This window comes from Roseibium sp., from assembly GCF_965233565.1.
GTDB lineage: Bacteria > Pseudomonadota > Alphaproteobacteria > Rhizobiales > Stappiaceae > Roseibium.
Map to the genome: position 1 here is coordinate 2,621,174 of NZ_OZ247494.1, position 22,657 is coordinate 2,643,830.

Annotated in this window: 22 protein-coding genes; 3 read left to right on the forward strand and 19 right to left on the reverse strand. The window is 59.0% G+C overall.

Annotated features, from left to right (window positions below):
• Window positions 1–123 precede the first annotated feature (123 nt).
• Window positions 124–1,083, reverse strand: a complete 960-nt coding sequence (locus ACO6TG_RS12025) for a putative metalloprotease CJM1_0395 family protein (RefSeq protein ID WP_422378388.1) — start codon at window positions 1,081–1,083, stop codon at window positions 124–126.
• Window positions 1,084–1,251: 168 nt separating this feature from the next.
• On the opposite strand from ACO6TG_RS12025, the gene ACO6TG_RS12030 reads away from it, so the two are divergent.
• Together ACO6TG_RS12030 and ACO6TG_RS12035 are read left to right on the forward strand one after the other, a co-directional pair.
• Window positions 1,252–2,055: a creatininase family protein gene (locus tag ACO6TG_RS12030; RefSeq protein ID WP_422378389.1), complete on the forward strand. Its 804-nt coding sequence runs from the start codon at window positions 1,252–1,254 to the stop codon at window positions 2,053–2,055.
• Window positions 2,056–2,351: 296 nt separating this feature from the next.
• Window positions 2,352–3,290 carry a LysR substrate-binding domain-containing protein gene (locus tag ACO6TG_RS12035; RefSeq protein WP_422378390.1) on the forward strand — a complete coding sequence of 313 codons (939 nt, stop codon included), beginning with the start codon at window positions 2,352–2,354 and terminating at the stop codon, window positions 3,288–3,290.
• 121 nt (window positions 3,291–3,411) lie between these two features.
• Here the strand turns inward: ACO6TG_RS12035 and ACO6TG_RS12040 are convergent, their stop codons facing one another.
• Window positions 3,412–3,714, reverse strand: a complete 303-nt coding sequence (locus ACO6TG_RS12040; protein ID WP_422378391.1) for a response regulator transcription factor — start codon at window positions 3,712–3,714, stop codon at window positions 3,412–3,414.
• 216 nt (window positions 3,715–3,930) lie between these two features.
• On the opposite strand from ACO6TG_RS12040, the gene ACO6TG_RS12045 reads away from it, so the two are divergent.
• Window positions 3,931–5,370 carry a helix-turn-helix domain-containing protein gene (locus ACO6TG_RS12045; RefSeq protein ID WP_422378392.1) on the forward strand — a complete coding sequence of 480 codons (1,440 nt, stop codon included), beginning with the start codon at window positions 3,931–3,933 and terminating at the stop codon, window positions 5,368–5,370.
• Between the two features lie 54 nt (window positions 5,371–5,424).
• Here ACO6TG_RS12045 and ACO6TG_RS12050 read toward each other — a convergent pair whose 3' ends face one another.
• The 17 genes from ACO6TG_RS12050 to ACO6TG_RS12130 form a co-directional block, all read right to left on the reverse strand.
• The gene (locus ACO6TG_RS12050) at window positions 5,425–6,792 is read right to left on the reverse strand and encodes a D-Ala-D-Ala carboxypeptidase family metallohydrolase (protein ID WP_422378393.1); all 1,368 of its coding nucleotides are present in this window, start codon (window positions 6,790–6,792) and stop codon (window positions 5,425–5,427) included.
• A gap of 17 nt (window positions 6,793–6,809) precedes the next feature.
• Window positions 6,810–8,036, reverse strand: coding sequence for a phage tail tip lysozyme (locus ACO6TG_RS12055; protein ID WP_422378394.1), 1,227 nt, complete (start codon window positions 8,034–8,036; stop codon window positions 6,810–6,812).
• Between the two features lie 317 nt (window positions 8,037–8,353).
• Complete coding sequence (locus ACO6TG_RS12060; protein WP_422378395.1) at window positions 8,354–9,049, reverse strand: RraA family protein; 696 nt, start codon at window positions 9,047–9,049, stop codon at window positions 8,354–8,356.
• On the reverse strand, window positions 9,049–9,741 hold the full coding sequence (locus tag ACO6TG_RS12065; protein WP_422378396.1) for an alpha/beta fold hydrolase: 693 nt from the start codon (window positions 9,739–9,741) through the stop codon (window positions 9,049–9,051). Before ACO6TG_RS12065 ends, ACO6TG_RS12060 begins: the two co-directional genes overlap by 1 nt.
• Window positions 9,738–10,871: a cobalamin-independent methionine synthase II family protein gene (locus ACO6TG_RS12070; RefSeq protein WP_422378397.1), complete on the reverse strand. Its 1,134-nt coding sequence runs from the start codon at window positions 10,869–10,871 to the stop codon at window positions 9,738–9,740. Before ACO6TG_RS12070 ends, ACO6TG_RS12065 begins: the two co-directional genes overlap by 4 nt.
• A 50-nt stretch (window positions 10,872–10,921) precedes the next feature.
• On the reverse strand, window positions 10,922–11,887 hold the full coding sequence (locus ACO6TG_RS12075; RefSeq protein ID WP_422378398.1) for a cupin domain-containing protein: 966 nt from the start codon (window positions 11,885–11,887) through the stop codon (window positions 10,922–10,924).
• A 31-nt stretch (window positions 11,888–11,918) separates the two neighbouring features.
• A complete protein-coding gene (locus ACO6TG_RS12080) occupies window positions 11,919–12,887 on the reverse strand; it encodes an ester cyclase (RefSeq protein WP_422378399.1) in 969 nt (322 codons plus the stop codon).
• Window positions 12,874–13,905 (reverse strand): LacI family DNA-binding transcriptional regulator, encoded by a 1,032-nt coding sequence (locus ACO6TG_RS12085; RefSeq protein WP_422378400.1) that lies wholly within the window; start codon window positions 13,903–13,905, stop codon window positions 12,874–12,876. The genes ACO6TG_RS12080 and ACO6TG_RS12085 overlap by 14 nt, the downstream gene beginning before the upstream one ends.
• Window positions 13,905–14,672: an SDR family NAD(P)-dependent oxidoreductase gene (locus ACO6TG_RS12090; protein WP_422378401.1), complete on the reverse strand. Its 768-nt coding sequence runs from the start codon at window positions 14,670–14,672 to the stop codon at window positions 13,905–13,907. The genes ACO6TG_RS12085 and ACO6TG_RS12090 overlap by 1 nt, the downstream gene beginning before the upstream one ends.
• Window positions 14,669–15,724 (reverse strand): ester cyclase, encoded by a 1,056-nt coding sequence (locus ACO6TG_RS12095; RefSeq protein WP_422378402.1) that lies wholly within the window; start codon window positions 15,722–15,724, stop codon window positions 14,669–14,671. Before ACO6TG_RS12095 ends, ACO6TG_RS12090 begins: the two co-directional genes overlap by 4 nt.
• On the reverse strand, window positions 15,721–16,353 hold the full coding sequence (locus ACO6TG_RS12100; RefSeq protein WP_422378403.1) for a glutathione S-transferase family protein: 633 nt from the start codon (window positions 16,351–16,353) through the stop codon (window positions 15,721–15,723). The genes ACO6TG_RS12095 and ACO6TG_RS12100 overlap by 4 nt, the downstream gene beginning before the upstream one ends.
• A complete protein-coding gene (gene hisD / locus ACO6TG_RS12105) occupies window positions 16,350–17,660 on the reverse strand; it encodes a histidinol dehydrogenase (RefSeq protein ID WP_422378404.1) in 1,311 nt (436 codons plus the stop codon). Before hisD ends, ACO6TG_RS12100 begins: the two co-directional genes overlap by 4 nt.
• A 149-nt stretch (window positions 17,661–17,809) precedes the next feature.
• Window positions 17,810–18,346: an ester cyclase gene (locus ACO6TG_RS12110; RefSeq protein ID WP_422378405.1), complete on the reverse strand. Its 537-nt coding sequence runs from the start codon at window positions 18,344–18,346 to the stop codon at window positions 17,810–17,812.
• The gene (locus ACO6TG_RS12115; RefSeq protein ID WP_422378406.1) at window positions 18,343–19,374 is read right to left on the reverse strand and encodes an ester cyclase; all 1,032 of its coding nucleotides are present in this window, start codon (window positions 19,372–19,374) and stop codon (window positions 18,343–18,345) included. Before ACO6TG_RS12115 ends, ACO6TG_RS12110 begins: the two co-directional genes overlap by 4 nt.
• 4 nt (window positions 19,375–19,378) lie before the next feature.
• Window positions 19,379–20,260 (reverse strand): carbohydrate ABC transporter permease, encoded by an 882-nt coding sequence (locus ACO6TG_RS12120; RefSeq protein WP_422378407.1) that lies wholly within the window; start codon window positions 20,258–20,260, stop codon window positions 19,379–19,381.
• A gap of 10 nt (window positions 20,261–20,270) precedes the next feature.
• The gene (locus tag ACO6TG_RS12125) at window positions 20,271–21,302 is read right to left on the reverse strand and encodes a carbohydrate ABC transporter permease (RefSeq protein ID WP_422378408.1); all 1,032 of its coding nucleotides are present in this window, start codon (window positions 21,300–21,302) and stop codon (window positions 20,271–20,273) included.
• Window positions 21,303–21,368: 66 nt separating this feature from the next.
• Window positions 21,369–22,613: an ABC transporter substrate-binding protein gene (locus ACO6TG_RS12130; protein ID WP_422378409.1), complete on the reverse strand. Its 1,245-nt coding sequence runs from the start codon at window positions 22,611–22,613 to the stop codon at window positions 21,369–21,371.
• Between the last annotated feature and the right edge of the window lie 44 nt (window positions 22,614–22,657).

Consider the following 22,657-nt stretch of genomic DNA (forward strand, 5'->3'; position numbering starts at 1 on the left):
GAAGGCGGGAAAATGCAAAGAGCCGCCTTTCTGTCACGCCTTTGACTGACAGACAAGCGCCCAGATCTTCAATGGATCGTGTGGATTGCTATCCGACTGGCGAGTTTGAGGAACACTGACAGATCACCCAACCAGCGAGTCGATCAGAGATTGGGTGTCGGCGCCGCGTTCGGCGGCGGATTGGTAGGCGGAAATGGCGGCAGCGGTCTCGGATTGCCGGTCACGACCGGAGGAATCGCCCTCAGTGTCGCTTTCGCCGGGCGGCCGGTTGCCTTCAGGCGCTCCGGCTTCGTCTCCTGCCACGCTTGAAGAAATGGCGTCGTCATCTTCCCCGCGCAGTTCGTCAGCTTTCTGTTGACGCAGTTCAGCCTGCGCTTCCGCAAGTTGTGAGCGCGCCTGCTGCGCCACCTTCAGATCCTGGGATGAGGGTTCCGCCGGCGCGGTAGCCGCGCGTATGACAATCTGCATCTTCCGGATCGTGGCTTCCGGTGTGCGCTCCTTGGCGGTGTCGATCTGCACCTCGCCGCCGATTGCGTAGCGCTTGCCGTCGGGTCCCTGCTGGAAGGTATAGGTCGGTGCGCTGGCATAGGCGCCGCCAACACGGGCATGCGCCTGCTCATGAGCCCGCACCTCGCGGTCGCGCTCCTTCAGCTCCTGAACCTGTTTTTCTTCTGCCTCGGTCAGGCCGTCGCCATCGGCGTCATCGTCCTCGCCCTGGCCGGTCGTGGTCTGGCCACCATTTGCAGCAGTCGCCGGGTTCTGAGCTGCCCCATTCGCCGCTGCGCGACCGGACAGGTTTTCGTCCGCCTCTTCTTCGCCTGATTGCCCTTGCGCGGTGTTTCCTGAGCCCGAAGCCACATTTCTGGAAGATTGCGAATCCTGAAGGGCGATCACGGCTTCCGGTGTCAGGGGGGGAGCACTGCCGGCCCGCACCGTGGCGGCGCGTGAACTTGCCAGACTGTCGCGCGAAGCCAGCTGTTCCCGGCCCGGGGCAATTTCCCCGGTGCCAGGTTCCGAAACGCCAGCGACACCGCTGCTTCTCAAGAGGTTCGCCGGCGTGTTGGACAACAACGCGCCGATCATGAGGTGGATTGTCCGCCAGAGGAGTCAGCAAATTCCTAACGCCGGTTAAGAAATGGCATCATATCCGCGTGATCTTGCGGTTAATCTGCTCAATTCCACCCGCCCCTTGCTTGCCCTTCACCTTTGTGCAAATGAAGTCAGAGGGTTAACACAAGATGGTTTGAAACGATGCTGCCCCGGCCCTTCTGGCAAGACATGACAACGGTGGATTTCCAGGTTCAGGGGCGGGAGGACTGGATTGCGGTTCTGCCTGTCGCCGCCATTGAACAGCACGGCCCGCACTTGCCGTTGGCCACCGACACGACCATTGCGGAGGGTCAGATTACCCGTGTGCTGGAACTGATCCCGGACAACCTGCCCGTCACTTTCCTGCCTTTACAGACAATAGGCAAATCCGATGAACACCTGAATTTCCCGGGAACGCTGACCCTTGGCTGGGAGACAGTCACTCGCAGCTGGATCGAAATCGGAGAATGCGTTGCCCGGGCCGGCCTGCGCAAACTGGTCCTGATCAATTCTCACGGCGGCAATGTGCCTGTTCTCGATATCGTCGCCCGGGAGCTGCGCACCCGGCATGGTATGTTTGCTACCGCGACCAACTGGCTCCGTTTCGGCCAACCGGACGGTCTCTACAGACCGGAGGAATTCACTTACGGCATTCACGGCGGCGACATCGAAACGTCGCTGATGTTGCATTTGCGCCCCGACCTGGTCCGCATGGACCAAGCCGCGGACTTCCCTTCAGAACAGCAGCGGTATCTGGAAGAGTTCAAGCATCTGCGCGGCCATGGAAAGGCGCAGTATGGCTGGATGTCCGAGGACCTCAATCCGTCAGGTGCTCTCGGCAACGCTGCCCTTGCCACGGCAGAGAAGGGGAAGGCGTCGCTTGACCACGCAGCCCTTGGATTTATCGAGCTTTTGCAGGACATCCATGCCTTCGACCTCACGCGGCTCGGGTCTGCCGACAAATAGGCGACGGGGCTCGCGACGTCAGCCATGGGCCGGCACTTTTTAAGCTTGTCCGTCTGCCGCCTACGACAAGACGGACTGGTGCGCACGCAAGATCACAACCGTCTTTCGCTTACCAAAACGGAAAGCACCAGAAATATATTTTCTGATTTTAGTTTCTGAAAACTCAGTATTTTGCAGCGTTAATCCCCAGACAACTCCCCAGCTTGCCGGTGTTTTTTCTATTGTATTGACGGAATGCTCCATAGGCGACACATTAATAAAAGGTGACGTCTGTTGGGGGTGGTTCTCGCAAAGCCATGAATCTGTCAATTCGGCAATTGGCGACCTTTCGTGAGGTCATGCGCAGCGGCTCCATATCGGAAGCCGCCAGAACACTGGGCCGAACCCAACCTGCAGTCAGTTCCACCATCGCCGGACTGGAAACCGAGCTTGAGCTGAAACTTTTTGTGCGCGAGCAGGGACGTCTGGTCCCGACGCCGGAAGCAGAGTTTTTTCTCGAAGAAGCCGAGGCAATCCTCAAGCGACTGGAGATTTCCAAGCGGACATTGCGTGGCCTCGCCAATCGCGAACATGGCCAGCTTCGTGTTGCCGGCATTCCGGAAGCAACAGCCGAATTCCTGCCCAACAGCCTGTCCCGCTTTCTCGCCGACAAACCAAGCGTCAAGGTGGCGCTTGCCAGCCGGACCTCGGGTGAGATTGAAGAACTGATCGCCGCGCAGCAGTTTGACGTCGGCTTTGCTGAAACCCCGCGGGCCCGCAACTCATTCGACCAGGTTGATTTCGATCTGGAATGCATGTGCGCCATTCCGGCGACCGACCCGCTGGCCTCGCGCGAAGTGATCACTCCGGCCGAGCTGGACGGCTATCCGCTGGCCCTGTTGCATTCCGAACATCGCAGCCACAAGCAGACCCTTGCGCGCTTCCGGGACGCGGGTGTGGACTTCAATCAGCGATTTGAATTGCAGACGGCAGCGCCGGGGCTGCGCTTTGTGGAAGCCGGATTATGCGCCCTGATCTGCGACATGATCACGGCCTATAACGCCCAGGAAAAAAATCGGAACGGCATGGGACCGCCCATGATTGTATTCCGCCCCTTCCGGCCACGGGTGCAGAACAGCCTGTCGATCCTGACACCGACCCACCGGCCGATCTCGATCGTCGCCAAGGATTTCTGCGAGTTCCTGTCCCAGGAAGTGGCCACCATCCGCAACGCGATGATCAAGCGGCCCGCCTAGCCCTGTTTCAGATCAGGCGGGTCCGTTTCCTGGCCTTGCCCTCCGGCAAGACTGACCGCTGGAATTGTCTTTTTGATTTGCGGTCGATGGGGTCTGTGCACAAGGCTGACCTTAGACCCGGTCAGCCGGCTGCATTTTGAAAGATCGCCGAATTCGCCGCCACGATGGCCACGGCATTGGTGCGGTTCTTGGCACCAAGACGGGTGATGGCGTTGCGGATATGTGCCTTGACGGTCGCGATGGATACATCCAGCTCATAGGCAATCTGCTTGTTCACCTTGCCTTCGCAAAGCTTCAGCAGGATCTCCAGCTGACGCGGTGTGACCAGATCTGTCAGGTTGAGCGGCCAGCGAATACCGCTGACGAGACGGTTCTGTGTGCCGTTCTCGGCAACGCTGTTCGTAAGGGCAAAATGGGCTGTCATGGCTCTGCTCCTCGGGTTTGTCATCTCCGATCGGCGAAATTCCGTGTTGGGCACGGACATGAGTAGCCGATCGATCTGAAACCTTGAATACATCCAGCCGATCCTCCGACGGCTGTTGCTGTCGGGACTTTTCATCATTATCCGGCTATTGTAAAATGTTAAAGTGCATACTGCATATTGCTAATAATTTGCAATTTAACTTCGGAGAAATGACCTGTGAGCAAGAAGCTCTTTTCCGGACATACGCTTCGTCAGATCCGGTCGGATTTTGGCCTGTCCCAGGTGGAGTTTGCCAGAAAAATCGGCCTCTCGACGGCTTATGTGAACCAGATCGAAAACAACAACAGGCCGGTCACCGCTTCCGTTCTCCTGACCATCAACCGGATTTTCGGCGTCGACCTGTCAGCATTCGAAAAGAACGATCTGGACCGGGTCGTTCAGGATCTTCAGGAAATCTTCGCCGACAGCCAGTTTCACAGCGCCTCCGTCGGACGACAGGAAATCCATGAGGTGGTGACCAGGGCACCTGGCGTCACAAAAGCGATCATGGACCTCTACAGCGCCCTCAGGACCTATCACGACCGGGAGGCGATCGAAGACGACCTTGCCCAGCAAAGCGGTGCGGACGACGAGGGACCTGCCCCGCGTAAATCCGCCTATGACGAGGTGCGTGACTATTTCCATTACATGGACAATTACGTCGACTCCATCGACCGGGCAGCCGAAAAACTGGCCCACGAAATCGGCCTCAACCGCGGCCAATCCAATTTTGATGCCCTGACGGTCTGGCTCGGGGAACGTTTCGGCCTGACCGTGACGGAGTTTCCCGACTATGAAGGCACGCTCATCCGCCAGGACGACTACACGCGGAAAATCCAGCTGTACCGGGCCATCCCGCACTCTACGAAGAATTTTCTCCTCGGTTCGGTGATCGCCGAACTCTGTGTCCGCGACCTCATTTCAGAGGAGGTCGAGCGGGCCCGCTTCAAAACCCACTCCGCGGAAAGCATCGCCCGTCTTGCGCTCAGGAACTACTTTTCCGGCGCCCTGCTGCTGCCCTATGACGCCTTTCTGAAAACAGCCTCGCAGTGCCGACATGACATCCAGCTTCTGTCCAACAGGATGGACGCCAGCATCGAAACGATCTGCCACCGCCTGTCCACGCTGCAGCGGCCCGGCTCAATGGGCCTGCCCTTTTATTTCGTGAAGATCGACAGGGCCGGTAATGTCGTCAAGCGGCACAGTGCGACCCGGTTTCAATTTGCCCGTTTCGGAGGCTCCTGCCCGCGCTGGAACGTCCATCAGGCTTTTGAGCAGAACTCCAACAAGTTCACCTCACAGGTCGCTCAGATGCCGGACGGCGTTCGGTACCTGTGCGTTGCAACCAGCATCACGAAACATCAACCCGACTACCGAAGCGGCGAGCGGCGCTACGCGCTCGGGATCGGCTGCGAGGTCAAATATGCGGACGAAGTCGTTTATGCCGACGGCCTGGCGGTGGAGGAGATTGCCTCGCCGGAACCCATCGGGGTCAATTGCCGCATCTGTCCGCGCGACAATTGTGACCAGCGTGCCTTCCCGGCTATCGACAAGGAACCCTTTATCGATTCCGGCCAGCGCGGCATCGTGCCTTATCAGGTGAAGGCATTCGATTGATCTCGGCTCCGGCACGGCAGCGGACCCAGGCTGCTGCGCCGCGTGGCGCGGTTCTCAGCGACTGTCCCAGAAGGCATTGCTGCCGCGCGTATCGACATGAACGAAGGTCTTGTAGACACCGATACCCCCCTTGAATTCGCCCTTGTCTCTCAGACTCTTGGCAATCTTGTACCAGCGGTCCGAGTTTCCGGCGTCCCCACCCAGCACTTCAAAATCCGCTGCGTCGAATTGCATGTGGCGGCTGGATGCTGCGCCCCCCACATCCCGGTTGTAGTCCGGGCTGCGATAGATGCTGAGCAACCTGACAGGCGCCCCGACTTCCTGCCGGATCTTCTCGAGCAGGTTCACCAGGGGAACCACATTCGGGTAGAGGCTCGGGTCCGGGTCCGAATTTGATTTGAACCGGGCATGCGACGCTCCCTTGAACAGCAATTCCTTCCAGTTGAAATGCTCGATATGGGACAGGTTCTTCAGCCAGAAGGCCTCGAAGGGATGGCTCGCGGCGCCGCTCGCGGTCTCTCTCGCCGCCACACTTCCGGCCGCCACGGACTGCGACGGCGCGGCATCGGCGGAAGCAACCGGAGCCGCGCGACCGCCAACACCGTAGATACGTTGCAGCTGGGTTTTCCGCTTCGACCCGGATGACGAGCCGAAGTGGAACCCGATCACGGTCGCAAACGCCGTCGCGAGCGCACCGAAGGCGACATAAAAGACATCCCTGTTGTCGACACGCGCCTTGTCCGACGTATCCCCATCGGGCGTCGTCGACGCATCAGCGTCCGCCTGGCCACTTGTGGCAGGTTCCGTCGTCGCGGCACTGTCGGTCTCAGCATTCGCGGGCTGCCGCTCATCGGCATTCGGTCGCGGTTCCGCATTTTCGGCAACAGTCGCACTCGGGGTTTGGCTCGCATCCGGGGCGGGCTCGTTCAGAGGGATCTTTGCGATCAGATAGATGAACCCCAGGAAGGCAAAGGTGATGATGATGGAAAGAAGCGGGTTGATGCCCGACACCCACCACCTCTCGGTCTTCGCGGCTTCCAGCGCATGACGTCTGGCCGCTTCGGTATTCGCCAGTTGTTTTTCGGCCAGCTCCAGCTCCCGCTCATGCTGCTGCTGCCGGTCCTCCAGGCTCTTTTGCGCCTTGTCCAGCTCCAGCCGGTTTCGCGCTTCAAGTGCCTTGTTTTCCTCCTCCTGCTTGCGAAGCGCCAGTTCGGCCAACTGCTTTTCAAGCTCCGCCTCGACCGCGGGGTCCTGCTCCACAAGAGCTTTGACCTTGCTGGCGTCGTCCGACTTGGCGACGGATTTGATCACGTCGACGATTTCGTCGGCCAGCTTGCCTGACGAATCGGCCTTGGCAAGCGCCCCGAGCGCCGGAATGATGCCGGCTGCAATATTGAGGAGGGCGGATGTAAATTTGCTCATGACACGTCTCCCTCTTCTCAGCTCTGGCTGTTGCGTTTCGCCTTGAGCGCTTCGCGCGCCCAGTTCAAACGGCCATCGAAATGCTTGATCCCCGGACGCTCAAACTTGTCCATGAAGCTTCGGGTGGCATCCCGGAGGGAGAGTGTCTTGCGAAGATGCCTGAGCGCGGCTTTTTCCGTCGTCTCCAGCTCGTGTTTCAAAAAGCCGTAATTGGCGTCGTCATCTGACAGATTGTCAAAACCGTTTTTCTGGCACCAGGCTTCGAACGCCCTGCGCCGCGGACCTGTCCATTGACACCAGCCCCACCCGCCTTTGCTGCCGGCGACAATCGGTTTGATTTCCTGCATCGTTCGAAAGCCGGCGCATTCATGCCCGATATTGCCGAGAACTCCGGCTGCCTGATCGAGCGTGAGGCCGAAATCATCCATGAGGTCCTGCATCACGCCAGGCGCTTTTTGCCGGAAAAGACCAAAGGTCCCTCCAGGATCCGGCAAAGGCGCGGCTGGTTTCGGCTTGGGAGCCGGCACGCCCTGCACACCGGTTTGCTCAGACACCGCGTCACGACCGGGGGCCGCCCCCCCTTCCCGTCCGGCGGCAACCGTCTCTGGTTCGGCGGCAGACGGCACCGTGATGATCATTTCGTCTTTTTCTTTCGATCCTGAGGACGAGCCGAAGTGAAATCCGACGACGGTTGCAAAGGCCGTCGCGAGGGCGCCAATCGCCGTGTAGAAAATTTCAACATTCTCGATCGTCTCCACCATGATCAGGTAGAGTGCGGCAAGGAAACCGACTGTCACCACGAGCGAGAGAAACGGATTGATCCCTGCGATCCACCATTTCTCGGATTTCGAGGCCTCAAGCGCGAAGGTTCGGGCGGCGTCTACATTCTTGAGCTTCGCGTTCAGATGATCCAGCTGCTCTTGATGGCGCTGATCACGTTCGGCCTCTTCCAATTCCAGAAAGGCCAGGTCGATCTTTTTTTGTTCTTCTTCCGAACGCGCCTGCTCTTCCAGCGCCCGGACTTCCAGTTCTGCTAGCTCAACCCGGAGCTTGGCCTCCAGTTCGGGATCCGCCGCCAGTCTTTTCTTGGCCTCACTCTCATCGTCTGTTTCTACAAATCGTTTGACGATTTCCGCCGCTTCTTCCCGAAAGTCACCATCCTCCCTGTCAGCAGACAACAACTTGAAAAGATTTGGCGCAACTGTAATGGCAACACCAAGCAAACCTGAAACAAGGATACTCATGAAAGTTACCTCGACGTAATAAAGCCTCCTGGCGGTATTTTTTTGCAAATTTTCTTCATCTATCCGCCCTTAACTCGATTTAAGCTTGAACACCTTCTGGAGGTCAATCAAATAACTCCATCATGACGTGCAAAAGAAAAACACACCACCAAAATCAACCCAAGCGGGAATCAACGCTGAATCAGTGAGACGAACGTCTTGATCTAACGACAGCAAAACGGTGCATGGGGCGAACGCCCCTTTGCTCCAAGAGCTTGTGAAATTTGGGATTTCTCGGCTACCGCGGCATCACGCCGGCGGGTCGTCCGCAAGCCAATTCAGGTTCGCGCCTTTTCGAAGGCCGCCCAGGCTTCCTGAAACTTCTCGAAAGTGAAACCAGGCTCGCGCGCCGGGCCGAGAACCAGCTGCTCGGTGTCCAACAATTTGCGGATGGCGTTGGCCAGAACCGGAACAACGGCCTCAGGCACCACCAGCGCCCCGTGCCGGTCGGCATGCACCAATTCGCCGGCATGGATGTCCAGGCCGAAGATCTTCACCGGCGTACCGATTTCCTTGACATGGACATAGCCGTGACTGGGCCCAACAGATCCGGCGACAACGGGAAAACCGTCGGGCAGGTCCCCCAGGTCGCGCATGACGCCATTGGTCAGTGCGCCAGAAAGACCAAGCCCCTTGTGCACGGTCGTGTTGATCTCGCCCCAATAGGCGCCGATGGCATTTGGGAAATCGACATCTTCAACGACAGTCAGTGCCGGCCGTTCGCCTTCGGACATGTAGCGGTAATAGTCCATCCGGCGGGCCTTGATCACCTCCGGAGCTTCCGTCGGTGGCGCCAGTGCGGAGATCTTGGCCGTGCGGGCAAAACCGACCATCGCGCCCCCTTCCGGATCGGAAGACAGCATCGTCCCCTTTGTGAACCGGTTAAAGCCACGCCGGCCTTCGGCAACCTCGATGGCATTACAGACGGTCGGGGTGTCGACGGTTTTCAGGAGAGTGAGAAGTTCGGTATCCATCACATGTCCAGCCATGTTTTGAAAGCAAAGTTGACGGCATCCGGCTGTTCCAGCGTCGGCAAGTGCCCCGCACCGTCGATCACGTGAAACGTCGAGCCCTTGATCAGGTCATGCATCAGCTCATGCCGGTCGCGCGGGCACAGCCGGTCTTCGGCGCCCATCAGGATCAAGGTCGGGCAGGTGACGGATTTCAGTGTCTCCTGCTGATCCGGCCTGGACTGGAGGGCACGGGATTGCCGTTCGAAAACGTCCGGACCAAGATCGAGCGCCATCTCCATGCACAAGTCCAGAACATCCTGGCGCAAGGGGCCATTGGCCAGATAATTCGGTTTCAGCTCATCGCGCATGATGTCCTTCAGCGCGCCCGCGCGCACTCTGTCGATCTGCGGTTCCCTGCGTTGTTTGACCTCTTCCAGTTCGGCGCGCGGATTGGTGTCCAGAAGCGCCAGCCGGTCAACGCGATCCGGTGCCTGGCGCAGCACTTCCATCGCCACGATGCCTCCCATGGAAAGGCCAGCCAATGCAAAGCGCGGGGGTGCCGACGCCAGAATGCCGGCGGCCAGCGCTTCAACCGTCTCATGGGCGGTGAGTGGCGCCAGATGGATCGGCGTCGCGCCGGAAAAGGCGGAGATCTGCGGCCCGTAGAGCCGTCCGTCACACATCATGCCCGGCAACAGGACGAGGGGTGTCACGCCCTGGCTCCCGCGATAGCTGCCCCTTCTGACAGCGCGCCCAGCTTGGCATAGGCGATATCCGGATCAACGGCCCCAAACCCGGCAAATGTGCCGAAGCCGCAATCGGAGCCTGCGACCACCCGGTCGCTGCCGACGATCTCGACAAACCGGTCCAACCGCTGTGCCACGACTTCCGGATGCTCGACAAAATTCGTGGTCGTATCGACGACACCCGGGACCAGGATCTTGTCGTCCGGGATCTCCGACTTGCGGTCGCGGAAGACGGTCCATTCATGGGCATGGCGCGGATTGGACGTTTCAAAGAGCACGTAGCGCGCCCGCGCCGACATCAGCGTCGAAAACACCTTGTCCATGGAGATGTCACAGACATGCGGGCCTTCATAATTGCCCCAGCAGATATGGATGCGCACCTTGGCCGGATCGATATTGGCCAGAGCGTGATTGAGCGCATCGATGTGGCTCTGGGCGATCTTGATGAACTCCTCATCCGACAGGTCGGTGAAAAGCATGTGCCTCGAAAGCGCAAGGTCCGGACAGTCGAGCTGAAGGTCCAGACCGGCGCCGACGATGGTTTCATATTCCGCCTTCATGACATCGGCCAGCGCTTCCAGATAGGCTTCGCGCGTCGGATAGAAATCATTTTGCAGGAACAGGGAAATCACACCTGGCGAGGCGGCGTTCATGAAGCCGCGGTCCGCACCATGTTCGGCCATCGCCGCTTTCAGGTTCGCGATGTCCTTTTCCAGCTCGCCCTGCCCCTTGGAACGCACCTCGCCGGTGCACATCGGCCGGGCATATTTTGGCGTGCCGCCGCTTTCGGCAATCCGTTTCAGGAAACTCGGATAGCGTTTCAGATCTTCCGGCGCATTGCGCGGGCTGTCTCCGGAAAAGCCGGTGTAGCGGTCCTTCACATAGGTCGCATAGGAGATCTTGGAGGTTTCACCGTCACTGACGATGCTCACACCCGCCTTCACCTGTTTGGCGACGGTCTCGGACACGGCCTCGGTCATCGCCGCATCGAAGTCGGCCTGGTCAAAAACTTCCTCGTTTTCACGCGCGAAGATGAAATCCACGACCTTCTGCGTGCGCGGCAGCGAACCGACATGGGTTACGTCAAGTGTGCTCATGATCTCCCCCTTTGTGCCGGGCAGAGTTCATAACCCTGCCCGCTTGTTGTTCAACCGACCCAGGTGGCCCCGGCCGGATCGCTGGTGTTGATCACCCGGTAAAGGCTGGCTTCCCCGCTCATCGACGGCACCAGACTATGCTCCAGTCCCGGCGGAACGGCACAGGTATCTCCCGGCGCCAGGATCTTTTCACCGTCGGCCCAGCTCAGCTTCCAGTGTCCACGCATCACCATCAGGATCTCGTGCGAGGACAGGGTATAGGCGGTTTCGGCAAGCGACCCCCGGGTCAGAAAGTCCACCTCGAATCCAGGCTTGTCCTTCAGCAGTGCCGTTTCGCCGATCACCTTGCAGGGCGCATCAGCGGCGAGCGCCATCAGGTCCCAGTAGCGGGCAACATAGTCCCGTACCACAGCCGCGTTACCCGGCTCAGGGAAGGCCTTCAGGTCTTCATCGGACAGAAGCGGCATCGGTTGCACATCCGACGGCAGGCTTTGCCCCTTCTTGGTGTCGTAGAGCACACCATTCTCACCAAGCACCAGCCCGTGGTCCTTGGCGTCTTCAATCACCTGCGGCGCCCAGGTCACGCCGCCACCGGCATCATCTCCACCGAGGATCGCCATGATCATTCCGTAGTCGGTACCGATGTTTTCAAAGCCTCGGAAAATGCCCGTCGGTATGTTGAAGATGTCACCCTCTTCGAGCGTCACTTCTCCCGCCGTGCCCCAGCGCCCCCAGAAGAACCGCCAACGCCCTTTCAGGACAAAGAACACCTCCGCCGTCGTATGCGAATGCAGGGAGTTGCGGCATTTCGGCGGCTGGCCGGCCGCCCCGATGTTGAACCCCGGCGTTTCCTTGATGTGGACATGCTGGTCCGGGCTCTCGGACACCCCGCCGCCGATGATGGTGAAATTCTCTTTCTGGTCGGAACCCGGCGTGTGAGCGTCGATAAAAGCGGTGCGGCAGGGCTTCAGATCGCCATAACGGACAATCCGGGTTTCCATTTCTTCAGGGGTCATGACAGGACCTATTGCTGTTGAGGCCGAAAGATCAGCCGGTTTTCAGCGCGATCTGCTTCCAGATCGACGTTTCATCAAAAAGAACGTATTCGCGGCGCAGTCCCCACGGACCGAACTCGGCATGGGCCGCCCCCATCACATAGACGTCGGCGCCTGTCGGCTCGCCGAACACACCCCAACCGTCATGCTTGCCGTGAAGCGACCAGCGCAGCGCTGCACGAGGCGGCATCATCGGATCGTCGCGGCCGATCTGGTGCTCGACCTTGAATGTGGCGGAGGGAAAGCTTGCCCGAAGCCCCATCCAGAAGCGGTCGGCATCGCCAAAGGAATACCCGTTTACCCCGCCCGGATAGGCAAGTTGGCAGGCCCGGTCATATTCGGCTTCGATCGCAGCCATGTCCGCGCCCATGACGCGCGTCAGGATGTCCGCGTATTTCGCGCCCCATTCGTTGTCATTGCCGGTGCCTTTGTAAGGGCCGGGCTTGTCGATCTCAGGCGAGAACGGCCGGATACAGGCGTCCGGACCGCCTTCGCGTTCGATCAGGTCATGCGCATAGGTTTTGGGGTCCCACCCCATCTGGCGCACGATCGCCCCCTGGTCGCGGATCAGCCATTCGTCATTGATCTGGTTGTTGATGGCGTGGCAGTCGGCAATGATCCGGTATTGCAGTTTCTTGCCGGTTGCCTTGCCATATACGCCATCACCGAGATGGGTCGCGGTAGAGATGATCCGGTGAGACGACAGCATGCCCTCTTCCGGTGTGCCGGACCAGATGACGTCTTCCCCGAGCAGCGTGCGGTCCGGAAACTCGGCCAGCGTCGCCATGGTCGCCCCGATCACATCCTTGTTGCCGACAACAACCGAAGCTGGAGAGCGGACGACGATGTCGTCCGAGTAATAGTGATGGAGGGTTGCGATCTTGCGATCTTCCCAGATCTCCTTGGTGATCCCGATAATATAGTCGGGAAAATCGGACCAGCGCGGGTCAAAGCCTTTCATCGGGCCATCCTTCGGGTATGCGGGCGGAACCGCGGATCATCAGCGGCCCGTCAATCTTGATTTTCTGTACATCCTGGCTGCCTTCCTCGATCCAGCCGAGCAGGGTCGACACGGTGGCCTCGACCATCCGGTTGGAGGGTTGGCGCAGGGTCGTGAGGTCATAGGAGGGCCAGGCGGCAAGCGGCACATCGTCGTAGCCAACGACGGAGACATCTCCCGGCACACTGAGCTTTAGTTCAAAGCGCAGCACGTCCATGACGGCAAAAGCCATGTGATCATTGCCGACAAAAACAGCGTCGGGCCGGTCCTTGACGGAAAACATCTCGCGGGCAGCAGCTGCTGCTGTTTCACGCTTGTACATGCCGTCCGTGCAGGCAACGAGATCCAGCCCGGCTTCTTTCAGTCCGGCCCGGAACCCGGCTTCACGGTCTCGGCCCGTGGAGGAACCGGACCAGCCGGCAACATGTGCAATGCGCTTGTGGCCGCCGGCAGCCAGAAACTCGGCAATCTTGCGGCCGCCCTCGAAATTGTCGGAGGTCACCTGGTTGAGCCGCTCGTCATCCTGGCCCCGGTTGAACAGGACCACCGGCACGCCGGCCGCGGCGCATCGGGCCGCCAGCGCATTGGACATTCCGACGGACGCAGTGATGATGCCGTCGACCTGGTAGTCCAGTAGTTCGCCCATCACCTTGTCGATGTTGTCTTCGTCGTTCGACACCATGAAAACAAGGATGTGATAGCCATGGGCCTGCAGCGCATTGGAGAGCTTTTCCAAAGCGTCCGGATAAAACTGGTTCTCCAGATAAGCCACCACCAGTCCGATGATGCGCGAACGGCCCGTAATCAGCGACCGGGCCAGGACGTTTGGCCGGTAACCCAGTTCCTCGGCTGCCTTCAGAACCTTTTCCGCCATCTTCGGCGAGACGGACGCGCCCGGTGTGAACACGCGGCTTACCGCCGACTGGCTGACACCGGCCTTCTTGGCAACTTCGATGGAGGTGACCTTTTCGCTGCTCATCAGTCTGCCGTCCAGCCTCCGTCGACCAGAAGCGAGGTGCCCGTCACCAGGGCAGACGCATCGCTGGCGAGGTAGCGCACCGCGCCCATGATGTCTTCAACCGTTCCGGTACGGCCCAGCTTGATCTTTTCCTCGATCCACTTGACGCGCTCCGGATTGTCGAAAGTCGCTTCGGTGAAGGGCGTGCGGATGAAGGTGGGGCAGATCGTGTTCACTCGGATCTGCTTCGGCCCGAGTTCCAAAGCCATCGCCTTGGTAAAGCCCTCGACGGCAAATTTTGACGCGCAATAGACAGCGCGGTCGACGCCACCGACATGGGCCATCTGGGAAGACATATTGATCAAGGATCCGGGTTTGCCGGCGTCAATCAGGCCCTTGGCAACACATTGGGTGATAAAAAAGGCGCCGCGCAGATTGACGTTCATCACTGCGTCGAAATCCTCCGGCGTCGTTTCAGTGGCCGGTGAATGCCGCGCGACGCCAGCGCTGTTGACGAGCACGTCGAACGGACCGTGACGGGAGACGCTGACCTCCACCTCCAGCACATCGGCGACGTCGAGCTGAAGTGCGGCAGCTTTCCAGCCCCGTGCCGTCATCGCCTCAACCGCCTCTTTCAGCTTCTCTTCCCGCCGGGCCGCCAGTACCACCTCGCCGCCGGCCTCTGCCAGCGCTGTGGCACTGGCTAGCCCGATGCCGGAGGACGCACCTGTGACGAGAACGCGTTTGCCGGTAAGGTCAAAACTCGGGGTGGAGGGAAGGTCGATCATGACAAGGCAACTCCGGTTTCTGGATCAAAGCCCGCGCGGGCCTTGTTGAATTCCCGAAGCCGTTTGAAAACGTCAACACCCAATTGCTGGTAAGCGTCGAGAAGATCGACCAGCACCCAGTTTTCCCGGATCAGCCCGTTTTCGAGCCGCCAGAAATCCAGACTGCGCATGGTGATCCGCTTGCCGGATGGTGCAATGCCCATCCAACCGTCATGCGTAACTGTCTGGATCATGTTGGGCCAGCCGGTCACGGCTGCATAGTCGCGGTCGCCGAAGAAGTGGTAGGTGATTTCGTCCACGTACTGACCGCGATCCGGCATGCCGTTCAGAAACGGGATCTGGTGCCAGTTGCGAAAGCCCTTGATGCCACGTCCTGTGCCGATGCCCGACGGGCCGTACCAGCTCATGCGCGGATGCCAGAATTTCGGCATTTCCATCACTTCCGGACCACCCTGGGACGGGTGCCGCTTCAGATGTTCCAGCATATCGATGATGTGCTGGCAGGTCCTAGCGCCTGCTGCCTCGTCATATGGTCCCGGCACGATCCCGTCTTCAGTCGCCGGGCCCGGCACATGCCACTCACGTCCAAGGGTCGGCGCCATCGGCCAGGCCCCGGCCTGCATCATGACTTCCGGAATGTCCCAAAGCGCTTGAAACTCAACCACCTTGCCATCGACAAAGCGGTAGAACTCGTGAAAACGCATGGCCACCTGATGACCCGTCGCCGGGATGTCCAGCCAGGGCTTTTCGAAAGACCCGGTGTAATAACCACCGCAGCCGACCCAGTCGTGACCTTCCGGTGTCGGGCCAGCCATCACGATTGTGTCGCGCCGCTCCAGATCCGGAATGGCTTTGAAGAGCGCTGCATAGGCGCCGTCGTAAAAGGCCTCCGGACCGACCATGTCTCCAAACGGGTGACACAGCCGGAAGAGTGCATCGGGCGCGCAAAGACCCGACAGCGCGCTGCGCACCGTCGCTTCCTCAAAATCATACATGGCGGCCCTGAGTGGGGCGATCAGCGCCTTGTGGGCCGTATGTCTGTCAGTCGTCATGCACCGGGCACTTTCATGTTCCAGAAATCGACCATCACGCTGGACTGGTAAGCCGGGCGCGCGCAGAGGCGGTCGTAATAGGTTTTCAGACCCGGCAAGTCCGCACGTTCAAATTCAAGTTCGTAGTAGCGGTAGAGCAGCCCACCGATCTGGAAATCGAGGAGATTGAGTTCGTCCCCGCCGAAAAACGGTCCTTCAAGCAAACCGTCGACAATGGTCATGGCCTGTTTCAGACCGGCCTCGGCCTGAGCAATTGCCGCGTGGTTCCGCTCATCGGCCGTTGTGCGCACGGACTGCCAGAAAATGGTCGGGATGAGCGGTACATAAATATGCTGGCGGGACATGTCCGCCCACCGTTCGATCCTGGCGGCGGCCATCGGGTCGCTTGGATGCCCGCCATAGCGCCGCATGAGGTAGCGCAGGATCGTCACGACCTCGGAAATGGTCTGCCCATCTTCTTCCAGGACAGGAACGAGCCCGAGCGGGTTCATTGCCAGAAACTCCGGCGTATCGTTCCCGCCAAAGGGACCGCCGACATCCAGGCGGGTATACGCGACACCCAGTTCTTCCAGACACCAGACAACGGGCTGTACGTTTGCGGACGACAGGCGTCCATGAACGGTGATCATTCTGCTGCTTCTCCGTAAGGTACGTTGCCGCCTCCATAGCGGCGCACCCGGATATTGGCCTGTTCGGCATGACCGACAAAGCCCTCAAGCATGCAGAGCCGTGAACAATAGGCACCGATCTCGGCAGCCGCCTCGTCCGTCAGCACTTTCTGGTAGGAATGGGTCTTCAGGAACTTGCCGACCCATAGCCCGCCCGTGTAGCGACCCGCCTTCTTGGTCGGCAGTGTGTGGTTGGTGCCGATCACCTTGTCGCCATTGGCCACATTGGTGCGTGCGCCGAGGAACAGCGCGCCGTAGCAGGTCATGTTTTCCAGGAACCAGTCGTCCCGGTCGGTCATCACCTGCACATGCTCAGACGCAATGTCATCGGCAACGGCCAGCATCTCGTCATAGCTGTCGCAGAGAATGACCTCTCCATAGTCCTCCCAGGACTTGGCGGCCGTGTCAGCGGTCGGCAGGATCTTCAGGAGCCGGTCAATCTCGGCCAGTGTTTCCGTCGCCAGCTTTCGCGAATTTGTCACCAGGACCGCAGGCGAGTTGTAGCCGTGCTCGGCCTGACCGAGCAGATCCGTCGCGCACATTTCCGCATCAACGGTTTCGTCGGCGATTACCATCGTTTCGGTGGGACCTGCAAAGAGATCAATCCCGACCCGGCCGAACAGCTGCCGCTTGGCTTCGGCAACAAAGGCATTGCCCGGCCCGACCAGCATATGAACCGGATCGATCGTCTCCGTGCCGATTGCCATGGCCCCGACGGCCTGAATGCCGCCCAGGACATAGATTTCGTGCGCACCGCCCAGATGCATCGCTGCGATCACGGCCGGGTTCGGGGCGCCTTTGAATGGCGGCGTTGCCGCGATGATCCGCGGCACCTTGGCAACGGAGGCCGTGGCGACGGACATATGGGCTGAGGCCACCATCGGGAACTTGCCCCCAGGCACATAACAACCGACGGACTGAACCGGGATGTTCTTGTGGCCCAGGATCACGCCCGGCATCGTCTCGACCTCGATGTCGAGCATCGAGTCGCGCTGCGCCTGCGCAAACTTGCGGACCTGGTCCTGGGCAAATTTGATGTCCGCCATGTCCCGGTCGGAAACCTGGTTCATCAGCGCATCGATCTCGGACTGTGTCAGACGGAACGACGCAGGCGTGTAATTGTCGAACTTTTCCGACAGGTCACGAACAGCGGCATCCCCGCGGGTTTCGATCTCCTTGAGCGTTCCCTCCACGATGGAGCGAACCTTGGCATCGTCTTCGGACCGTTCGGCTTCGGGCTTGCCGCGCTTCAGATACTCAATCGCCATGTTTCTTACCTTTCAGGACACCGGCTCGAGATCTTCTTTCCCTGAACCTCTGTTGCCGCTGCCCGCAGTGTTTACATTCAATTTGCATACGTATGCAGAACAATCAAGCGCCTTTTCCGAAAATGCCGGAAAGACGCCTAAGTCTCTTGTCACGCGGCCTTTTCCGGCGCGGGCGGCGTGCGTTCGCCCCGGTCAAAAGCTTCCCAGCCCTCTCCGTTGAAAACATCGCGGCCGAGCTGGGCGAGCACATGCGGGAAATCGACCATGACCCAATTGTCGACGATCTTGCCGTCGACCACTTTCCAGAAATCCATGTAGCGGATCTCGACGCGTTTGCCGGTCGGCGCGATGCCCATGAATTCACCGGAATGCGTGGCCTCCTGCCGGCCGAAGGCGGCGGCCCATTCCCCCATATAAAGCCGGGCCTCATCCACACAGACTTTGTCCGAAAAAGCGGCCTGAAACGGTTTTTGCCAATTGTCCTGAAATTCCTTCAGGCCCGTCTTGGTGCCGCAACCGGCATTGCCGAGCCAGCGGAAGCCTTCTGAGAAGAACTCGCCGATATCCGCAATCCGGTGGTCATTAAGACCATCGACCATGCCTTCGATGACGCGGCGCGTCTCGTCGGTCTTGCTCATATCCGTGTCGCGGCTCAACACCGCCTGTTCGGGACGGGATCCCTTCATGCTGCCTTCTCCGAAATAAAGTGCGAACCGGTCAGGGACGCCATACGCGCGAAAACATCGACACCCAATTGTCGATAAAGATCGAGCATGTCCACCATGACCCAATTTTCTCTGATGCGACCGTTTTCGACGCGCCAGAAGTCAAGGCTTCGCCGAGTGAAACGGCGGCCCGTGGGCGCCAACCCAAGAAAACCGTCACCAGAATGAGTGGCGGCACCGGACGGCCAGCCGGTAAACGCGACCAGATCGTGATCACCGAAAAAAACACCCTCTTCTAGAGCGCGGACGTTATCAGAAAGGCCCTGACGAAAACTGTTCAGCACAACGTCCCGGATGCCTGCATGACCACGCGCGGATCCAATGCCCGTGGACCCGTACCAGAGACAATTTTCATGCCAGTGACCGCTAAGGCCTCGGTCCGGTGTTTCCGCAGTGCCTTGTTTGAGCTCGTGAAGCATGTTCCAGACGCATTGAACTGACCGATCGGCCTCAGCAGCATCGAATGGAGCTGTCACCACACCTCTTCCATGCGCCGGACCGGGACACATCCATTCGACCCCAAGCTGCGGTGCCATTGGCCAGACACCTGACTGAAGCATGACTTGCGGAATATCCCAGATGCCTTCCATTTCAACGACCTTGCCGCCTTCGATCCGGAAATACTCGTGATAACGCATGAAGACCGGTTTGCCGCGTGCCGGTATGCCAAGCCAGGGCTCAATGAGCGTCCCGATGAAATTGCCGCCGGCGCCGACCCAATCCCCCGATTTGCCTTCACCCCAGCGTGGTCCTGCCATGAAGATGAAGTCTCGACGTTCCAGATCAGGCATCGCCCTGAGCAATGGAACATAGACGCGCTCGCACAGGTCGATGGGGCCTTCGACGTCCTGATAGGGGAAGCAGAGTTTGATCCGGGCGTCGGGTGCGAACGCGTCCATGATTTCTTGCTTGAGCCGGCCCACGTCACCTTTCAAAAACGCAGCACGCAAAGGCTCAAGCAGTTTCTTGTTGTGGTCGTGAGCGGACATCTGATCAGCCTTTCACGGCACCGGCAGTCAACCCACTCACGATCTGGCGCTGGAAGAACAGGATCAGGACGAAGAGGGGAGCGGTAGCCGATACAACGGCCGCGACCGCATACATCACCTTGCCTTCCACCTGCGTGGTTCCCAGGAAGCTGTTGATGGCGGGAATGATTGTTTCGTTGTTCTCGCTGAGCAGCATCGCGGTCACAGCAAAGTCGTTATAGGCAAGCAGGAAGCTGAACAGACCCGTGGTGATCACACCTGGCCACATCACCGGCACAATCACAAACCTGAACGCCTGGAACCGAGTGCATCCATCCACCATGGCGCTTTCGTCCATATCCTTTGGAATGTTGAGGAAGAACGAATGCAGCATCCACAAGGTGAATGGCTGGTTGATTGCGACTAGCACGATGATCGTCGTCGGCAGAATACCCCAAATGTTCCATTCAAAGAACGGCAGCATGTAACCCGAGACCAGCGTGATGTGCGGCATCGCTCGAAACACCAGCGCAGCCATCAGGATCCAGAAAGCATAGCGAAATCCCGATCTCGCAAGGGCATAACCGCCAAGCGTGCCGAAGGTCAGCGAGATCACCACGGTGAAAAACACCACGATGCCGGTATTGAGAAAATTGCGCCAGAACTCTTCCAGCACCCAGGCGCCTTCATAGCCCTGACCGGTAAAGCTACCACCCGTTTGCTTGATGGTGTTGGCGCCGGTCAGCGCGTTCATCCAGTCGGCTTTTGAGAAAAAATCCGCCTGTACCTTGAAGCTGCCCCAGAACGTCCAGATGAACGGAAATGCCGCAATTATCAACCAGAGGGCCACAAGGGCAAGAGAGATCGCTTTTGCCGGAGTGACGCGGGATTGTGCCATGGTCGCCATGATCGTGCCCTCAATGCGCTTTACGGTTGAAATCGCGCCAGGTGCGAATCAGCACCGGGGTCAGGAGAATTACGACACCGATAACGGTCATCATCGAAGTTGCACCGGCTGAGCCGTAGAGCGGATTACCGCTTTCGCGCAGATCGTTATAGATGATCCAGCTGAGCGAGGTCGCATGCGCTTCGGCCCGGAAACTCACGATCGGTTCAAAGACCCGAAAGTTGTCCATCAAGAGCATGAGCGTGACGAAAGAGACGAGGGGCATCAGATGTGGCACGACAACATGAATCATCCGCTGCCACTTCGTGGCCCCGTCGATCATGGCCGCTTCCATCGTGTCTTTCGACACGGTCTGAAGCCCCGCATAGAAGGTGATGAAGCTGAAGGGCAATGTATGCCAGACACCGTAGACCATCAGAACGATCCACGTGAGCGTTGTTGACGCCTTCAGGCTGAGCGATGGGTCATCGAACAGGATCTGGATCGTCGCGCCAATCACCCCATCCCCATCCGTCATCCAGAACAGGATCAGCGACCCGACGAGCGGGGTGACCAGGAAAGGCAGCAGCGAGACAAAGATTGAGGGCCCTTTTAGCAGCCTGGGCAAGTTGTTCACGCCGACCGCAATGGCAAGCCCGAGCACCAGCACAAGCGGGGTGACCACCGCAGTATAGGTCAAGGTGAAGATCAGAGCGCGATAGAAGGGCAGGTTGATAACCTGATCCCAAAATTCACCGAAGGACTCGGTCGTGCGCCAGGCTTCGCCGACTTCCGCAAAGGCCAGGTGCGAGCGGTTTGTATACGTGCCAAGCCCATTGAACTGGCCAAGCGGCTGATCTTCGCGAAGTTTTGCCGTCGCTTCCGTGTCGATTGATGTGGTTTCCGTACAGCCGAAAGGACCGCAGCTTTCCGAAACCACGAGCACCTGTTCATGGGCGACGAACAGCGATTGGACAAAGACCGAGACGATTGGCAACGCGATGAAGAGGATCATCGCGGAAAGCGTCGGCAGAATGAACCAGAAAAAAGTGCGATGCTTCATGGCGTCTGTCCCGGTCGCGTCGTGAGAAAAGAGGAGGGACCGAGGGGCCCCTCCCCGAATGAAGCGTTACTTTAGGAAACCCGCTTCCTTGGCCGAGGTCCGATAGGCTGCTTCGATATCGGAAAGGGCCTTTTCTGCGGATTCATCCCCTTTCAGGAAGTCTGCCAATTCGGCACCCAGCGCGTTATGCAACAGCCCCATTTGAGGGATCATCGGGTAAGGCTTTGCGCCACCTTGGGCAGTTTCCGCGACACCTGCGGCAGCAGGACCAGGCTTGAAGCCTTCGAGCAACCAGACGGCATCGTCATTATTCGCCGCGACCATATCCGGTGTCAGCGCGCTGACCAGAGCTGCGAAAGTGGCTTCTGCCTCTTCATCGGGCACATTGGCCGCGATGGAAACGCCGTCCCACCACAAAGTGGCAGATGGGATCGTACCACCGCCGACGGTCGGCGCGGCGGACAGAACCGTGTTAGACGTCACTTCGTCAGAGGACCCTTCATCGTCCAGGATCGCGGCACCGCGCGACCCCCACATGACACCAAGCGCAGCCTGCCCTGCCTCCCAAAGTCCCTGTGTCTCGTTGGAGGCATGGGTGAGATGGTCAGGATGTGCGTAACCTGCCAGCGCCTTCATAACTTCCAGAGTCGCCAGGCCCTTCTCGTTGTTGATCGACGGCTCGGCGGAACCCGGGGCAAAAAACTCACCGCCATGGCCGAGATAAATCATGTTGAACACTTCGGCGATGTTCCAGCCGGTCTGCAGATTCATCACGAGCGGATGCTCCATGATACCGGCGGCGCGGATTTTTTCCGCAGCTTCCAGAACCTCCTCATAAGTTGCCGGAATGCCCTCAACGCCGGCCTGTTCCAAAATGTCCTTACGGGAGAACAGGTGCTGGGAATTGGCCATGAAGGCGACCGCCATGACATTGCCGTCTATGGTGATCAGAAGGTTCGGCTTGATGTTGTCCTTGTATTTTTCAACAAGGTCGTTCAACGGCCGAACCAGACCATCGTTCATGAGCTGGGTCAGCGTTGAATTGGCCAGGATCACCGAGGTGTATTCTGAAGGATTGGGTGTCAACGCAGCATTCATGATCTGGCGCGCTTCGGTCGTGTGGTTGGTCGCAAACTCGGAGGCAGCTCCACCGCAATTTTCTTCAGCAGTGCCAGCTACCGCGTGAATGGCCGGAAAGTCGCTCGCCAGAATACGGATCGACTGGCCTTCCGGGCCGCAGTTGGCCGCAAGCGCCGTTGATCCCATCAGGCCGGCAAAGACACCGGCAAGTACAATTTTCTTCAAGAACATGTCCATTCTCCCTGTCCATGATGACGGATGCGCCTTGCAACCAC

Bases quoted from the DNA above. Each gene is read 5' to 3' on its own strand.
- ACO6TG_RS12025 (WP_422378388.1), bottom strand. From the start codon at position 1,083: ATGATCGGCGCGTTGTTGTCCAACACGCCGGCGAACCTCTTGAGAAGC.
- ACO6TG_RS12030 (WP_422378389.1), top strand. From the start codon at position 1,252: ATGCTGCCCCGGCCCTTCTGGCAAGACATGACAACGGTGGATTTCCAG.
- ACO6TG_RS12035 (WP_422378390.1), top strand. From the start codon at position 2,352: ATGAATCTGTCAATTCGGCAATTGGCGACCTTTCGTGAGGTCATGCGC.
- ACO6TG_RS12040 (WP_422378391.1), bottom strand. From the start codon at position 3,714: ATGACAGCCCATTTTGCCCTTACGAACAGCGTTGCCGAGAACGGCACA.
- ACO6TG_RS12050 (WP_422378393.1), bottom strand. From the start codon at position 6,792: ATGAGCAAATTTACATCCGCCCTCCTCAATATTGCAGCCGGCATCATT.
- ACO6TG_RS12055 (WP_422378394.1), bottom strand. From the start codon at position 8,036: ATGAGTATCCTTGTTTCAGGTTTGCTTGGTGTTGCCATTACAGTTGCG.
- ACO6TG_RS12060 (WP_422378395.1), bottom strand. From the start codon at position 9,049: ATGGATACCGAACTTCTCACTCTCCTGAAAACCGTCGACACCCCGACC.
- ACO6TG_RS12070 (WP_422378397.1), bottom strand. From the start codon at position 10,871: ATGAGCACACTTGACGTAACCCATGTCGGTTCGCTGCCGCGCACGCAG.
- ACO6TG_RS12075 (WP_422378398.1), bottom strand. From the start codon at position 11,887: ATGACCCCTGAAGAAATGGAAACCCGGATTGTCCGTTATGGCGATCTG.
- ACO6TG_RS12080 (WP_422378399.1), bottom strand. From the start codon at position 12,887: ATGAAAGGCTTTGACCCGCGCTGGTCCGATTTTCCCGACTATATTATC.
- ACO6TG_RS12085 (WP_422378400.1), bottom strand. From the start codon at position 13,905: ATGAGCAGCGAAAAGGTCACCTCCATCGAAGTTGCCAAGAAGGCCGGT.
- ACO6TG_RS12090 (WP_422378401.1), bottom strand. From the start codon at position 14,672: ATGATCGACCTTCCCTCCACCCCGAGTTTTGACCTTACCGGCAAACGC.
- ACO6TG_RS12095 (WP_422378402.1), bottom strand. From the start codon at position 15,724: ATGACGACTGACAGACATACGGCCCACAAGGCGCTGATCGCCCCACTC.
- ACO6TG_RS12100 (WP_422378403.1), bottom strand. From the start codon at position 16,353: ATGATCACCGTTCATGGACGCCTGTCGTCCGCAAACGTACAGCCCGTT.
- hisD (WP_422378404.1), bottom strand. From the start codon at position 17,660: ATGGCGATTGAGTATCTGAAGCGCGGCAAGCCCGAAGCCGAACGGTCC.
- ACO6TG_RS12110 (WP_422378405.1), bottom strand. From the start codon at position 18,346: ATGAAGGGATCCCGTCCCGAACAGGCGGTGTTGAGCCGCGACACGGAT.
- ACO6TG_RS12115 (WP_422378406.1), bottom strand. From the start codon at position 19,374: ATGTCCGCTCACGACCACAACAAGAAACTGCTTGAGCCTTTGCGTGCT.
- ACO6TG_RS12120 (WP_422378407.1), bottom strand. From the start codon at position 20,260: ATGGCGACCATGGCACAATCCCGCGTCACTCCGGCAAAAGCGATCTCT.
- ACO6TG_RS12125 (WP_422378408.1), bottom strand. From the start codon at position 21,302: ATGAAGCATCGCACTTTTTTCTGGTTCATTCTGCCGACGCTTTCCGCG.
- ACO6TG_RS12130 (WP_422378409.1), bottom strand. From the start codon at position 22,613: ATGTTCTTGAAGAAAATTGTACTTGCCGGTGTCTTTGCCGGCCTGATG.